Origin of the sequence: Kitasatospora sp. NPDC093558 (genome assembly GCF_040683475.1) — a bacterium.
GTDB lineage: Bacteria > Actinomycetota > Actinomycetes > Streptomycetales > Streptomycetaceae > Kitasatospora.
This window is the reverse complement of the sequence record NZ_JBFBDY010000119.1, coordinates 1-16,524: the sequence shown is the minus strand read 5'-3', so window position 1 is coordinate 16,524 and position 16,524 is coordinate 1. Positions and strand designations below refer to the sequence as shown.

Annotated in this window: 4 protein-coding genes and 1 pseudogene; 1 reads left to right on the top strand and 4 read right to left on the bottom strand. The window is 71.9% G+C overall.

Going from position 1 to position 16,524, the window contains the following annotated elements:
- The 4 genes and pseudogenes from AB0O00_RS14785 to AB0O00_RS14770 all read right to left on the bottom strand — a co-directional run.
- Positions 1-11,703 (bottom strand): annotated as a pseudogene (locus AB0O00_RS14785) (hypothetical protein); the annotation flags it as partial.
- Between the two features lie 265 nt (positions 11,704-11,968).
- Complete coding sequence (locus tag AB0O00_RS14780) at positions 11,969-12,562, bottom strand: fasciclin domain-containing protein (protein WP_363651704.1); 594 nt, start codon at positions 12,560-12,562, stop codon at positions 11,969-11,971.
- Between the two features lie 133 nt (positions 12,563-12,695).
- The gene (gene pip / locus AB0O00_RS14775; RefSeq protein WP_363651702.1) at positions 12,696-13,673 is read right to left on the bottom strand and encodes a prolyl aminopeptidase; all 978 of its coding nucleotides are present in this window, start codon (positions 13,671-13,673) and stop codon (positions 12,696-12,698) included.
- Positions 13,674-13,737: 64 nt separating this feature from the next.
- Positions 13,738-14,388, bottom strand: coding sequence for a TetR/AcrR family transcriptional regulator (locus AB0O00_RS14770; RefSeq protein ID WP_363651706.1), 651 nt, complete (start codon positions 14,386-14,388; stop codon positions 13,738-13,740).
- Positions 14,389-14,775: 387 nt separating this feature from the next.
- Here AB0O00_RS14770 and AB0O00_RS14765 point away from each other — a divergent pair.
- The coding region (locus tag AB0O00_RS14765; protein WP_363651700.1) for a condensation domain-containing protein at positions 14,776-16,524 on the top strand (1,749 nt) is incomplete at its 3' end.

Genomic DNA, 16,524 nt, shown 5'->3' with positions numbered 1-16,524 from the left:
CGAGCAGTTCCCGCTCACCGCCCGCCGCGCGCCGTCGCCGGAGCAGTTGGAGCCGGCCGCGCTCAGCCGGTTGACGAGCGTCTGGCCGCCCGCGCCCGGCTTCACGGTGACGGTGTACGTGAGCGTCTCCGTCGCACCCGGCCGGACGTCCAGCGACCACGTCAGCCGCGGCGCGGAGTAGGCCGTCCGCCCGCTGCTGGCATGGGCGTTGCCGTCGTAGCCGGCGCCGTCCAGCACCCCGGACAGGTCGTCGGTGACGACGGCGCCGAAGTACGTGCCACTGGCCCGGTTCGTCGCGGTGACGGTGTACGTGACGGTGTCACCGGCCTTCGGGTCGGCCGGGCTCGCGTGCTTGGTGAGGAGCAGGTCGTGCTTCACGGTGATCGGCTCGGTCGGGGTCGCCACCGCCGTGTGCGCCGTCGCCGTCGGGTCGGGCCCGCCCGTCACCACCACGGTGTTGACCGGGACGGCCTTGGCGTTCGGGTCCAGCGTGCCGGTCAGCGTCCAGGACGCCGTCGCACCGACCGGGACGTCGACGGCCGGGCAGGTCGCCACCCCGTCCGCGACCGGGCACGGCGTGCCGTCGGCGTCGGCCGTCATCGAGGCCCCGTTCACCCCGTCGGGCACCCGGTCGGTCACGACCACGTTCCGCGCCAGCGAGGGCCCGTCGTTGGTCACGGTGACCCGCCACCGGATCTGCTGCCCGGCGACGACCGGGGAGGTCAGCAGCACCTTGGCGACGGTCAGTCGCGCCTCCGGCGAGGGCGGGCCCGTGGGCGAGGCCACCGCCGTGTGGGCGGTCGCCGTCGGGTCGGGGCCGCCCGTCACGACGACGGTGTTGCCCGGTGTGACGGTCGCGGCCGGGTCGAGCGTGCCCGTCAACGTCCAGGTCAGCGTCGTGCCGACCGGGATCTCCACCGCGGGACAGGTCGCCGTGCCGCCCGAGATCGGGCAGCCGGCGCCGCCCGGCCCGGTCATCGCCGCACCGGTCACACCCGCCGGCACCGTGTCCGTGACCACCACGCCCCGCGCCACGGAGGGCCCGTGGTTGGTGACGGTCACGCGCCACTCGATCGGCGCCCCGGCCACGACCGGGTTGGTGACGAGCACCTTCGCCACGCTCAGCCGCGCCTGCGCCGAGGGCGAGGCCGACGGCGACGCGACCGCCGTGTGCGTCGGCGTGCCCGGGTCGGGCCCGCCCGTCACGGTCGCCGTGTTGGCCGGCGTGACGGTCGCCCCGGCGTCCAGCGTGCCGGTCAGGACCCACGTCCGGGTCGCGTCGACGGCGATCCCCACGGCCGGGCAGGTCGCCGTGCCGCCCGCGATCGGGCACACGGTGCCGTCGTCGGCCGTCATCGAGGCGTTCGACACCCCGGCGGGCACCCGGTCGCTCACGACCACGTCACGGGCGACGGACGGCCCGTGGTTGGTGACGGACACCAGCCACTGGATCTGCTGCCCGGGCACCACCGGGTCGGTGAGCATCACCTTGGAGACCGACAGGCGCGCGTCCAGCACCGGCCCAACGATGGGGCTGGCCACCGCCGTGTGCGCGGTCGTGCTCGGGTCAGGACCGCCCGTGACGACCGCGGTGTTGGCCGGTGTCACGGTGGCGGCGGGGTCGAGCGTCCCGGTCAGGGTCCAGGTCAGCATCACACCGACCGGGATCTCCACCGCCGGACACGTCGCCACACCACTCGCGATCGGGCACACTGTGCCGTCCTGGGCGGTCATCGACGCGTTCAGCACGCCGTCCGGGACCTTGTCGGTCACGACCACGTTCCGGGCCCGCGAGGGTCCGTTGTTGATCACCGTCACCCGCCACTGGATCTGCTGCCCGGCCACCACCACGTCCGTCGCCAGCACCTTCGACACCAGCAGGCTCGCCTGCGGCTCGGGGCTGCCGCTCGGGGACGCGGTGGCGGCGTGCACCGAGGTGCTCGGGTCGGGCCCGCCCGTGACGGTCACCGAGTTCGTCGGCGCCACCGTCGCATTCGCGTCCAACGTGCCGGTCAGCGTCCACGTCATCGTCTGCCCAGCCGGAATCTCCACCGCCGGACACGTCGCCACACCACTCGCGATCGGACAGACAGTCCCATCCGAAGCCGCCATCGAAGCACCGTTCACCCCCGCCGGCACCCGATCCGTCACTACGACATTCCGCGCCCGCGAAGGCCCATTGTTCGTCACCGACACCCGCCACTCGATCTGCTGCCCCGGCACCACCGGATTCGTCACCAACACCTTGGCGACCACCAGATTCGCCTGCGGCGAAGGCGAGTTGGACGGCGAAGCCACCGCCGTGTGCGAGGAAGCCGTCGGATCCGGACCACCCGTGACCGTCACCGAGTTCGTCGGCGCCACCGTCGCATTCGCGTCCAACGTCCCGCTCAGCGTGTACGACGCCGTCTGCCCGACCTCCAGCTCGATCGCCGGACAGGTCGCGACGCCGCTCGCGATCGGGCACGCCGTACCGTCCTCGTCCGAGACCATCATGGCGCCGGACACCCCGCCCGGGACCCGGTCCGTGACCACGACGTTCCGCGCGCGGGACGGCCCGTTGTTTGTCACCGACACCCGCCACTGGACCGTCTGCCCCGGCACGACCGGGTCCGTCACCAGCACCTTCGACACCGAGAGCCGTGCCTGCGGCGACGGCGTGCCGGTCGGGCTGGCCACCGCCGTGTGGGCAGACGTGCTCGGGTCCGGGCCGCCCGTCACCACGGCCGTGTTGCCGGGCACGGTGGTCGCGTCCTGGGCCAGCGTGCCCGAGAGCGTGTAAGTGACGGTCTGGCCGACGGGAACCTCGACCCCCGGGCAGGTCGCCACGCCGCCAGTGACCGGGCAGGCCGTCTGCGTCGCGTCCGGCGAGAGCGAGGCGCCGACGACACCGTCCGGGATCCGGTCGCTCACCACCACGTTCCGGGCCTGGCTCGGCCCGTTGTTGGTGACGCTGATCCGCCAGGCGATCGGCTGCCCCGGCACCACCGGGTCGGTCACCAACACCTTCGACACCGACAGGCGCGCCCGCGGCTCGACCGTCTCGCTGGCCTGCGCCGTCGCGGTGTGCGCCGTGGCCGTCGGGTCGGGCCCGCCGGTGACGGTCGCGACGTTGACCGGGGTGCTGGTGGCGGCCGGGTCGAGCGTTCCGGTGAGGGTGTACGAGACGGTGCCGCCGACCGGGATCTCGACGGCCGGGCAGGTCGCCGTGCCGCCGGTGATCGGGCAGGCCGAGCCGTCGGCGTCCGAGGTCATGGCCGGACCGTTCACCATCGCCGGGACCGTGTCGGTGACGACCACGTTCCGGGCCCGGGACGGACCCCGGTTGGTCACCGTCACCCGCCACTGGATCTGCTGCCCGGGCACCACCGGGTTGGTGAGCAGCACCTTGGCGATGCTCAGGTTCGCCTGCGGCGTGGGCGAGTTGGAGGGCGAGGCCACCGCCGTGTGCGCGGTCGCGCTCGGGTCGGGACCACCCGTCACCACCGCCGTGTTCGTCGGCGTGACCGTCGCGTCCGGCGCCAGCGTCCCGGTCAGCGTGTACGAGGCCGTCTGGCCGACCTCCAGCTCGATGGCCGCGCAGGTCGCCGTCCCACCCGTGACCGGGCACGTGCTCGCGTCGGCGTCCGACTGGAGCACGGCGTCGTTCACCCCGTCCGGGATCCGGTCGGTGACGACGACGTTGCGCGCCCGGGAGGGCCCGTTGTTGGTCACGGAGACCCGCCACTGGATCTTCTCCCCCGGGATGACCGGGTTGGTCAGCAGCACCTTGGCCACCGTCAGGTGCGCCCGTGCCGTGGGCGAACTCGTCGGCGAGGCCACCGCCGTGTGCGCGGTCACGCTCGGGTCGGGACCGCCCGTCACCACCGCCGTGTTCGTCGGCGTCACGGTCGCGTCCTGCATGAGCGTGCCGCTCAACGTGTACGTCCGCGTCTCACCGACGGCGAGTTCGACCGCCGGACAGGTCGCCGTCCCACCCGTGACCGGGCAGACGGTCCCGTCGTCGGAGGTCATGCTCGGACCACTGACACCGTCCGGGACGCGGTCGGTGACCACGACGTTCCGCGCCCGCGAGGGCCCGTTGTTCGTCACGGACACCCGCCACTGGATCTGCTGCCCGGGCACCACCGGATCCGTCACCAGCACCTTCGATACGCTCAGACTCGCCTGCGCCGACGGCGAGTTCGACGGCGAAGCCACTGCCGTGTGCGTGGAAGCCGTCGGGTCGGGCCCGCCCGTCACCGTCACCGTGTTGGCCGGCGTGGCCGTGGCATCCTGCGCCAGCGTGCCCGACAGAGTCCACGTCACGGTCTGCCCGGCCGGGATCTCCACGGCCGGACACGTCGCCGTACCGCCACTGATCGGACAGGTGGCCCCATCGGCATCCGCCCGCATCGAGGCGCCGTTCACGCCCGCCGGCACCTGGTCGGTGACGACGACGTTCCGAGCCCGCGAGGGGCCGTTGTTCGTCACGCTGACTCGCCACTGAATCTGCTGCCCCGGCACCACCGGATCCGTCAGCAACACCTTCGACACGCTCAGGTTCGCCTGTGGCGACGGCGAGTTCGACGGAGAGGCCACCGCCGTGTGCGTGGAAGCCGTCGGGTCGGGCCCGCCCGTCACCGTCACCGTGTTGGCCGGCGTGGTCGTCGCGTCCGGGTCCAAGGTTCCGGTCAGCGTCCACGTCATCGTCTGCCCGGCCGGGATCTCCACCGCCGGACACGTCGCCACACCACTCGCGATCGGGCACGCGGTGCCATCCGCCGCCGCCATGCTCGCGTCCAGGACACCGGCCGGCACCTGGTCGGTGACGACGACATTCCGCGCCCGCGAAGGACCGCTGTTCGTCACCGTCACCCGCCACTGCACCTGCCGCCCCGGCGCCACCGGATCCGTCAGCAACACCTTCGAGACGGTCAGATTTGCCTGCGGCGACGGCGAGTTCGATGGAGACGCCACCGCCGTGTGCGAGGACGCCGTCGGATCCGGACCACCCGTCACCGTCACCGAGTTTGCCGGTGTGGCGGTGGCATCGGAGGCGAGCGTGCCGGTCAACGTCCAGGTCGACGTCTGCCCGACCGGAATGTCCACCGCCGGACAGGTCGCCGTGCCGCCGCTGATCGGGCAGTTGCCCCCGTCCGCGTCAGCGCGCATCGAGGCATCGTTCACGCCCGCCGGCACCTGGTCAGTGACGACGACGTTCCGCGCCCGCGAAGGCCCGTTGTTCGTCACGGACACCCGCCACTGCACCTGCTGCCCCGGCACCACCGGATCCGTCAGCAACACCTTCGACACCGACAGGCTCGCCTGCGGCGTCAGCGACGACGTCGGCGAAGCGACGGCCGTGTGGGCTGTGGCCGACGGGTCCGGACCGCCGGTCACCACGGCCGTGTTCGCCGGCGTCGCGGTCGCGTCAGCCGAGAGCGTGCCGGTCAGCGTCCACGTCATCGTCTGGCCCGCCGGGATCTCCACCGCCGGACACGTCGCCACACCACTGGCGATCGGACAGTCGGTCCCATCCGAAGCCGCCATCGAAGCACCGTTCACCCCCGCCGGCACCTGATCCATCACCACGACGTTCCGGGCACGGGAGGGCCCGTTGTTGGTGACGCTCACCTGCCACCGGATTTGCTGCCCGGGCACCACCGGATTCGTCAGCAGCACCTTGGAGATGGTCAGATTCGCCTGCGGCGAGGGCGAGTTGGACGGCGAAGCCACCGCCGTGTGCGTGGAAGCCGTCGGATCAGGACCGCCCGTGACCGTCACCGAGTTGGTGGGAGTCACGGTGGCGTCGGCGGCCAGCGTGCCCGTCAGCGTCCACGCCATCGTCTGCCCGACCGGAATCTCCACCGCCGGACACGTCGCCACTCCACCACTGATTGGGCAGTTGGCCCCGCCCGCGTCGGCCCGCATCGAGGCATCGTTCACGCCCGCCGGCACCTGGTCACTCACCACGACGTTCCGCGCCCGCGAAGGCCCGTTGTTCGCGACCGAGACCCGCCACTGCACCTGCTGCCCCGGCACCACCGGATCCGTCAGCAGCACCTTGGAGACCGTCAGATTCGCCTGCTGCGACGGCGAGTTGGATGGCGAAGCCACCGCAGTGTGCGAGGACGCCGCCGGATCAGGACCACCCGTCACCGTCACCGAGTTCGTCGGCGTGGCCGTCGCGTTCGGGTCCAGCGTGCCAGACAGTGTCCACGTCATCGTCTGCCCGGCCGGGATCTCCACAGCCGGACACGTCGCCGTACCACTCGCGATCGGACAGGCGGCCCCATCGGCGTCCGCCACCATCGCCGGGTTGTTGACCCCCGCCGGCACCTGGTCCGTCACCACGACGTTCCGCGCCCGCGAAGGCCCGTTGTTCGTCACGCTGACCCGCCACTGGATCTGCTGCCCCGGCACCACCGGCTCGGTGAGCAACACCTTCGAGACGGTGAGGTTCGCCCGAGGCGAGGGCGACGAACTCGGCGACGCGACGGCGGTGTGCGCGGTGGTCGACGGGTCGGGCCCGCCGGTCACCACGGCCGTGTTCATCGGCGTCGCCGTGGCGTCGGCCGAGAGCGTGCCGGTCAGCGTCCACGTCATCGTCTGCCCGGCCGGGATCTCCACGGCCGGACACGTCGCCACACCACCACTGATCGGACAGACAGTCCCGTCCGACGCTGCCATCGAAGCGCCGTTCACTCCCGCCGGCACCTGATCCGTCACCACGACGTTCCGCGCCCGCGAAGGCCCGTTGTTCGTCACGCTGACCCGCCACTGAATCTGCTGCCCCGGCACCACCGGATCGGTTAGCAGCACCTTCGACACCGACAGGCTCGCCTGCGGCGTCGGCGACGACGTCGGCGAGGCCACCGCCGTGTGTGAAGACGCCGTCGGATCCGGACCACCCGTCACCGTCACGCCGTTGGTCGGGGTGGTCGTGGCATTCGGGTCGAGCGTGCCGGTGAGCGTCCAGGTCGCGGAAGCGCCCACCGGGATCTCCACGGCCGGGCAGGTCGCCGTGCCGCCGCTGATCGGGCAGGGCGTGCCGTCGGAGGCGGTCATGCTCGGGTCGTTCACGCCGGTCGGTACGGTGTCCGTGACGACGACGTTGCGCGCTCGCGAGGGGCCGTTGTTGGTGACGGTCACCCGCCACTGGATCTGCCGGCCGGGGATCACCGGGTCGGTGAGCAGCGCCTTGGAGACGACGAGGTTGGCCTGCGGCATCAGGGAGGAGGTCGGCGAGGCGACGGCGGTCCGGGCGGTGGCCGAGGGGTCGGGCCCGCCGGTGACGACGGCCGTGTTCGTCGGCGTGGCGGTCGCGTCGGCCGAGAGCGTGCCGGTCAGCGTCCACGTCATCGTCTGCCCGGCCGGGATCTCCATCGCCGGACACGTCGCTGTACCAGCGCTGATCGGGCAGTCGGCGCCGTCAGAGGCCGTCATCGAAGCGCCGTTCACACCCGCCGGCACCTGGTCCGTCACCACGACATTCCGCGCCCGCGAAGGACCGCTGTTCGACACGGACACCCGCCACTGGATCTGCTGCCCGGGCACCACCGGGTTCGTCAGCAGCACCTTGGAGATGCTCAGCCCCGCCTGCGGCGTCGGAGTGCTGGTCGGCGACGCCACCGCCGTGTGGCTGGAGGCGGTCGGGTCCGGACCACCGGTGACGGTGACGCCGTTGGCCGGAGTGGTGGTCGCGTTCGGGTCGAGCGTGCCGGTGAGCGTCCACGTCATCGTCTGCCCGGCCGGGATCTCGACCGCCGGACACGTCGCCGTACCGCCGCTGATCGGGCAGACGGTGCCGTCAGAGGCCGTCATCGATGCGCCGTTCACACCCGCCGGTACCTGGTCCGTCACCACGACGTTCCGCGCCCGCGAAGGACCGTTGTTCGTGACCGACACCTGCCACTGGATCTGCTGCCCCGGCACCACCGGGTTGGTGATCAGCACCTTCGATACGGTCAGATTCGCCTGCGGCGACGGCGAGTTGGACGGCGAAGCCACCGCCGTGTGCGAAGACGCCGTCGGATCAGGGCCACCCGTCACCGTCACCGAGTTGGTGGGCGTAGCCGTGGCGTCGGCGGCCAGCGTGCCCGTCAGCGTCCACGTCATCGTCTGCCCAGCCGGAATCTCCACCGCCGGACACGTCGCGACGCCACCGCTGATCGGGCAGTCGGCCCCGTCCGCGTCGGCCCGCATCGAAGCGTCGTTCACCCCCGCCGGCACCTGATCCGTCACCACGACGTTCCGCGCCCGCGAAGGCCCGTTGTTCGTCACGGACACCTGCCACTGGATCTGCTGCCCCGGCACCACCGGATTCGTCAGCAGCACCTTCGACACCGACAGGCTCGCCTGCGGCGTCGGCGACGACGTCGGCGAAGCCACCGCCGTGTGCGAAGACGCCGTCGGATCCGGGCCACCCGTCACCGTCACCGAGTTCGTCGGCGTGGCGGTCGCGTCGGCCGAGAGCGTGCCGGTCAGCGTCCAGTCCAGCGCCTGGCTGGCAGGGATCTCCACCACCGGACACGTCGCCACACCACCACTGATCGGACAGGTAGTGCCGCCCGGACCGGTCATGGTCGCGTTGTTGACCCCGTCCGGGATCTGGTCGGTCACGACCACGTTCCGGGCCCGGGACGGGCCGGCGTTGAAGACGTTGATCTGCCACTGGATCTGCTGCCCGGGCACCACCGGATTCGTCAGCAGGACCTTGCTGACCTTGAGGCCGGCCTGCGGGGTGGGCGTCGCGGTCGGCGAGGCGACGGCCGTGCGCGAGGAGGCGGACGGGTCCGGACCGCCGGTCACGGTGACCGAGTTGGCCGGCGTCGTGGTCGCGTTCGGATCGAGTGTCCCGGTCAGCGTCCAGCTCACCGACGAGCCGGCCGGGATCTCCACCGCCGGGCAGGTCGCGACGCCGCCGCCGATCGGGCAGCCGGTGCCGTCCGCGTCGGCCTTCATCGCTGCGCCGGTGACGCCCGTCGGGACGGTGTCGGTGACGACGACGTTGCGCGCCCGCGACGGGCCGTTGTTGGTCACCGTCACCCGCCACTGGATCGGCGCGCCCGGCACGACCGGGCTGGTCAGCAGCGACTTGGAGACGGTCAGGTTGGCCTGTGGCGTCGGGGAGGAGCTCGGCGAGGCGACCGCCGTGCGGGCCGTGGCGGACGGGTCGGGACCGCCGGTGACGACGGCCGCGTTCGTCGGCGTCGCGGTCGCGTCGGCCGAGAGCGTGCCGCTCAGCGTCCAGGTCATCGTCTGCCCGGCCGGGATCTCCACCGCCGGACACGTCGCCACACCGCTACTGATCGGGCAGTTGGTCCCGTCCGAGGCCGCCATCGAGGCATTGCTCACGCCCGTGGGCACTTGGTCCGTCACCACGACGTTCCGCGCCCGCGAAGGCCCGTTGTTCGTGACCGTCACCTGCCACTGGATCTGTGCGCCCGGCACAACAGGGCTGGTCAGCAGCGTCTTCGAGATGGTGAGGTTGGCCTGCGGGGTGGGCGTGGCGGTCGGCGAGGCGACGGCGGTGCGCGTGGAGGCGGACGGGTCGGGACCGCCCGTGACGGTCGCCGAGTTGGTCGGTGTGGTGGTCGCGTCGGAGGACAGCGTGCCGCTCAGGGTCCAGCTGGCGGTGCCGTTCACCGGGATCTCGACGGCGGGGCAGGTGGCCGTGCCGCTGGTGATCGCGCAGGAACCGCCGTCCTGGTCGTTGACCATGGCGGCCCCGGTCACCCCGGCCGGGACCTGGTCCGTGACGACGACGTTGCGGGCACGGGACGGACCGTTGTTGGTGACCTTCACCTGCCACTTGACCTGCTGGCCCGGCACCACCGGACTGGTCAGCAGGGTCTTGGAGACCACCAGGTTCGCCTGGTTGCCGGGCGGGATGGGGTTGGCCGTGCTGGTGCACTTCGGCGAGCAGTTCGGGTCGGTGGCGCCGCCCGGCGGGGTGACGGTCGCCCGGTTGTCCAGCGAACCGTTCGCGTCCGACGGCACCGTACCGGTCAGCGTGTAGGTCACCTGGCCGCCCGCCAGGATGTCGACCGTCGTGTTGATGTCGCCGGTGCCGGAGGCGGTGCCGCCACAGCTGCTGCCGCTGGAGGCCGTGCACTTCCAGGTGAAGGTCTGGATCGCGTTGGGCAGCTTGTCGGCGACCGAGGTGCCGACGGCGTCGGAAGGACCGTCGTTCTTCACCACGATGGTGTAGGTGAGCGGCCGGCCGGGCACGTACGGGTTCTTGTCGGGGGTCTTCGTCACCGACAGCCCGGTGGTGACCCGCCCCGGCGTGTCGACGGTGCTGGAGCAGGTCGGGCCGCAGTTGGGGTCGGTCGTGGCGTTCGGCCGGGTCACCGTCGCGGTGTTCGAGAGCGTGCCCGTGGTGGAGGACGGGACGGTGCCCGTCACGGTGTACGTGACGCTGCCGCCGGCCGCGATCGTCGCCGTCGTGTCGATGCTGCCGGTGCCGCTCGCGTCACCGCAGCCGCTGCTCGCACTGCCGGCCGAACAGGTCCAGGTGAAACCGGACAGCGCCGACGGCAGGGCGTCCCGGACGGCCGCGTTGACGGCGGGCGCCGGACCGGCGTTGCTCACCACGACGGTGTAGGTGAGGGTCTGGCCCGGGACGTACGTGGTCGGGGACGCGGTCTTCTTGATCGACAGGCCGACCTGTGTCGTCCACTCGATGACGATCTCGCCGTTGCCACCATTGGTGTAGCCGCCACCGTCGCCGATGCCGCTCACGTACTGGGCGTCGGTACGGCCGCCGGACGTCCCGCCTACGCCGTTGCCGGTGCTGTTGGTGCCGTTGGAGGTCTGCGTGTTGGTGACGCCGGTGCCCTGGATGTATCCGGAACCGCCACCGCCCATACCGTTCGCTTCCAGGTTGCCGCTGCGCTGGCAGGCACCACCGCCGCCACCGTAGTACCCACCGCCACCGCCACCGCCACCCTCGTAGTTGCCGGCGCTGGCACCGCGGCCGCCCTGGTACTGGCTTCCGGCGGTGGCGGTGGCACAGACGGTCTGGCTGGCCGCCGCACCGCCCGCGGACTGGGTGCCGCCCCGGCCCGAGATCGTGGGCTGGTTGTCCTGACCTCCGTTGGTACCGCCGCCGCCTCCCGCAGCCGGGGTGAGCGCGTCAGCGCCCGGTGAGGAGCCGCCGCCACCACCGGCGATCAGCAACGGGTTCGTGCCGTAGCCGCCGTTCCACACGGCGCTCATACCGCCGCCCGCTCCGCCGGTCGCGGTGTTCGAGAACCCGCCCTGGCCGCCGGCACCGCCACCGCCGTACATCGTCGCGGTGCTGTTCATCAGCCCGCCCTGACCGACGGTGAGGGTGAGCCGCTGACCGGGTGTCACGGCGATGCCGCCGGTGGTGTAGCCGCCGCCACCACCGCCGTACTGGATGGTGTAGTACGCGGACGGGGAGCCGGCGCCACCGCCGCCGAAGACGCGGGCGTAGATGCTGCTCACCCCGGCCGGCACCGTGAAGGTCTGGTCACCACCGCTGTAGGTGTACCGCACGCAGTTGGTGGCACCGGTGAATTTCGGTGTGCAGTTCACCGTCCCCCGCTGCTTCTCCGGGAGGCTCTGCGGCCCGTACGCGGGCGGGGCGGCGGCGAGCGCGAGCCCGCCCTGGGGCACGAGGCAGAGCAGGGCGAGCACGCCTCGCATCGCCGTCGAGAACCGACCGCCGAGCAACGACCTCACCGGAGCCATCCGGCGTCTCCTCTCGCGACCGCGCACCCACCGGCGCAGATGAGCGGACAACACGACCGTCACGCGAATGCACGCGTGCGCGATCAAGAGGATCACCGAGGTAAAGCGCACGTAAGGATGACCTGACATCGTGTCATCGGGTTTTCGCGCCGGAATGCGCGCTTTCGGCCCATCCCCGGACGCCGTTCGGCGCAGCGTGCGGGTGGGGGTAAACGCAGAGGTGGGCCGGTCCGTCGGGACCGGCCCACCTCGGGGTGACCGGGCGTCAGCCGAAGGCCGGCACCGTGTCCAGGATCGCCAGGCGCGCGTTGGCCGTCTTGATGCTGCCGCAGAGCACCTGCGCGCCGCCGATGCGGTAGTCCTCGCCGCTGCCCGTGGCCTTGATGACGGCGCCCTGGAGGGTGTTGTACTGCTTGTCCTGGAGGTCGTCCTTGCGCAGGTCGCGGACGACGATGAGCTTGCGGACGAGGTCGCCGGCGCCCGGCTGGGTGGCGAGGGCCTTCTTCTGGTCCTCGGGCAGCTTCGCGAAGGCCGCGTCGTTGGGGGCGAAGACGGTGACGTTCTCCATCGAGTCGAAGATGTCCTTGGCCTTGGCGGTCTTGACCAGCGCGGACAGCTGCGAGAGGTCCTTGGTCTGGTCGATCGCGGTGAGCAGGGGCGTGCTGCCCATTCCGTCGGCGCTGCCGGGGCCGTTGCCGGACAGTGCCGCGCACGCCTGGCCGAAGGCCTTCTCCGGCGGCGGGGGTGCGACGGCCACCGGGCCCGCCCCGCCGACGCCGACGCCGCTGCAGCCGGTGAGCGGGGCGAGGGCGAGTGCCAGGGCCGCGAGGAGGGCGGGGCGGTGGGTGCGACGGCTCATGCGGAGGTCCTCCTAGGGGGGAACCGGTCGTGATCGTGCCGGATACGCCCAGATGGTGACATCGCGCCGGGCCGTCGCCCGGGAGGTCAGGCCCGCACCGCACCGCCCGTCACCCGTGCGGCGCCGTCGGCCGTCAGAGGTGCTTGAAGTCCTCGATGGCCGTCCTGATCACCTGGTTCAGCTCGTCGCTGCCGGCGTGCCCGGAGTCCTCGATGATGTGGAGGCGGGCGTCCGGCCAGGCCTTCGCCAGTTCCCACGGTGTGTTCGGCGGGCCGCCCAGGTCGTGCCGGCCGTGGGCCAGGACACCCGGGATGCCGGCCAGCTTGTGGGCGTTGCGCAGCAGTTGGTCCTCCTCCAGAAAGGCGCCGTTGCTGAAGTAGTGGGAGCAGATGCGGACGAAGGCGATCTGGTCGTCGATCTCGCGGTTGCTGTACATGCCGGGGATGTTGTTGGGTTCGCCCGAGATGACGGCGTCCTCCCAGGCGAGCCAGTCGGCGGCGGCCTTCTCGCGGACGGCGCGCTCGGGGTTCTCCATGAGCCGGGAGTAGGCGGCGAGGAGGTGGCGCCAGTCGTCGCGGGCGGCGGCGCGCTCCTCCTCGGGGATGCCGGCGAGGAACCGGTCCCATGCCTCGGGCTGGAAGCGGCCGGCGCCCCGGTAGAGCCACTCGGTCTCGGCGGGCCGGGTCGTCGTGACGGCCGCGATGACGATCTGGGTGACGCGCTCGGGGTGCTGCTGCGCGTAGGCGAGGAGGAGGGTCGAGCCCCAGGAGGCGCCGTTGAGCAACCAGCGCTCGATGCCGAGGTGTTCGCGCAGGCGCTCCATGTCGTCGATCAGGTGCTGCGTGGTGTTGAGGCTCATGTCGGCGGCCGGGTCGCTGGCGTGCGGGGTGCTGCGGCCGCAGTTGCGCTGGTCGAAGCGGATGAGGCGGTAGGTCTCCGGGTCCCAGGAGCGCGCGGGCCTGCGCATCGCGCCGGATCCGGGCCCGCCGTGGATGTTGAGGGCGGGCTTGCCCTTGGGGTTGCCGAGCTGTTCGTAGTAGATGCGGTTGCCGTCCCCGGTGTCGAGGAATCCGCTGTCGTAGGGCTCGGTCGGAGGATAGAGATCAACCATAACCGTCGATCCTAAGGGCGATGATGGTCGAACTCATCCGATTTATCCATCACTTGATGGTGAGTCAGGAACGGCCCAGCAGGTCGTCCAGCTCGGCGGCGAAGAGCAGCGCGGGGTCGAATCCCATCCCGGTGAAGTGCCCGGCGAGCTCCAGGGACAGGACGCCGTGCAGACGGGTCCAGAAGGACAGCGCCCGGTGCAGCACCTCGGGCGGGGCCGGGTGCCCGCCGTCCCAGGCCCGATGGTCGGCGAGGTGGGCGTCGAACGCCGCCGCGGGCCCCTCCGGGGCGAAGGCCGTCCAGGCGTCGAGGAGGATCGCCATGATCTCGCCGGAGACGGCGGTGGTGTCGTCGGGCGCGTGGTAGCCGGGGACGGGCGTGCCGTAGATGAGGAAGTACCGGTGCGGGTCCTCCAGCGCCCACCCGCGCAGCACGTGCGCCAGCCCCGGCAGGTCGGCACCCTTCGCGACGGCGGCACCGAGGGTGTCGGCGAGGCCCCGGTAGGCGTCCCGGACGAGCTCGGTGATGAGGTCGTCCCGGCTGGCGAAGTACCGGTAGAGCGCCGGCCCGCTCACACCCATCCGCTTGGCGATCGCGTTGAGCGACAGCGCCGAGGCCCCGGCCGTGGCGATCTGCTCCCAGGCGTGCTGCTTGACCTCGGCCCGCACCTGCGCCCGGTACCGCTCCCGCGGGGTGTCCGCACCGGTCTTCGCCATCGCCGCCCCGCTCTCGTGGCTACACATTCAAGGTTTCGCTAGAACCTATCACGCCGCCGCCGACACGGCCCTGGCACGGGCCCCCCGGCCCCGCAAGTCCGACCAATCGGGTCCGATCCGGACAGAGTTGACCGAGTGTCAGAAGTTTGCAAAGTGACTGGTGCGACCACTGGAAGGATCTTGACACCGTTCAGTCACAACGGTTTCACTGGCACCGCTCCTGCCGGAGCCACATCTTCCCCTCGCCGCCCCGACGGCCGGACGGCTCCGCCCGCAACCCGGTGCCGCCAGCCTCCTGCCGCCTGCCGCCTGCCGCCGAGGGGCCGACACGTCCTCACGAGATCCCGCACGTTTGCGCTCGATACCACCAGGAATGGGAGAAGCCAGATGGGGAGCGGACAGAACACCGACGGTGGCTGTTGTCCCACCGAAACGCCCGAAGCCAATGAGCCATTCCCGCTGACCGAGATCCAGTACGCGTACTGGGTCGGCCGCGGGCCCAATTTCGTCCTCGGAAACGTCGCGCCCCACGCGTACTTCGAGCTGGAGGGCCGCCGGCTCGACCCGGCCCTGCTGAACCGCACGTGGCGCCGCCTGCTGGAGCGCCACGGAATGCTGCGGGCGGTCGTCCACGAGGGCGGCGAGCAGCAGATCCTCGCCGAGGCCCCGGCGTTCGAGATCGCCTTCGAGGACCTGTCGCAGGTGCCCGCGGACGAGGCCGAGGCCCGTCTCGCCGAGGTCCGCCTGGACCTGTCGGAGCGCGTCTACGACCCGTCCGTGTGGCCGCTGTTCGACATCCGGCTGACCCGCCTGCCCGAGCACGACCGGCTGCACGTGAGCCTCGACCTGCTGATGGTCGACCTGGCCAGCATCGCCGGGCTGTTCAGCGAGTGGAGCGCGCTGTGCCGCGACGAGCAGGCCGAGCTGCCGCCCGTCGACGTCTCCTTCCGCGACTACGTCCTCGCGCTGGAGAACGGCACCCAGTCGCCGCGGCACAAGCGCTCGATGGAGTACTGGGTCTCCCGCGCCGAGGAACTCGCCCCGCCGCCGGAGCTGCCGCTGGCCAAGCCGCCGGCGCGCATACCCAAGCCGCGCTTCACGCACCGCGAGTACCACCTCCCGCCGGCCCTGTGGCAGCGCTTCCAGGAGCGCGCGGAGGAGGCGGGCCTGACCCCGACCGCCGTCCTGGCGACGGTGTTCGCCGAGACGCTGCGGATGTGGAGCGGCACGCCGAAGTTCGCGCTGAACCTCACGCTGTTCAACCGCCTGCCGCTGCTGCTCGCCGAGAACGCCAGGGGCCACCGCACCGTCCACCCCCACCTGCAGAACCTGATCGGCGACTTCACGTCGATCTGCCTCCTGGAGATGGACACCACCGGGGACCTCCCCTTCGAGGACCGCGTCGCCCGCACCCAGACGCAGCTCCAGCAGGACCTCCGCCACCGCTACGTCAGCGCCCTGCACGCGCTGCGCGAGCGCCGCCGGCGCGGCCTGCAGACCAACTTCGAGACCATGCCGGTCGTGTTCACCAGCGGCCTCGGCACCGTCGCCGACGTCTCGGGCCCGATGGCCTACTTCGGCGACATCACCTACCGGCTGAGCCAGACCCCGCAGGTGTGGCTGGACCACCAGGTCGTCGACTTCACCGGCTCGCTGGACCTCACCTGGGACGCCGTCGAGGAACTCTTCCCCGAGGGCCTGCTCGACGACATGTTCGCCACCTACACCGCGGCCGTCCGGGCGCTCGCCGAGGACGACGCGGTCTGGGCGGCCGGCCCGGCCCTCGCCCTGCCCGCCGGCCAGGCCGCCGAGCGCGAGGGCGCGAACGACACCACCGGCGAGCTGCCCGAGGGCCTGCTGCACCAGGGCCTCCTGAAGGGCGCCGCCGAGCACCCCGAGCGGCCCGCCGTGATCAACAGCTCCGGGACGGTCACCTACGGCGCCCTCGCCGAGCAGGCCGCCGCCGTCGCCGAGCGCGTCCGCCGCACCGCCGACGGCGCCCCGCTGCGCGACCGCCTCGTCGGCATCACCCTGCCCAAGGGCCCGGACCAGGTCGCCGCCGCCCACGGCGTGCTGCTCGGCTCGGCCGCCTACCTGCCCGTCGGCCCCGCGCTGCCGTCCGCGCGCCGTTCCGCG

Excerpts from the sequence above, each read along its gene's own strand:
- AB0O00_RS14780 (WP_363651704.1), bottom strand. The coding sequence starts at position 12,562 with ATGAGCCGTCGCACCCACCGCCCCGCCCTCCTCGCGGCCCTGGCACTC.
- AB0O00_RS14770 (WP_363651706.1), bottom strand. The coding sequence starts at position 14,388 with ATGGCGAAGACCGGTGCGGACACCCCGCGGGAGCGGTACCGGGCGCAG.
- pip (WP_363651702.1), bottom strand. The coding sequence starts at position 13,673 with ATGGTTGATCTCTATCCTCCGACCGAGCCCTACGACAGCGGATTCCTC.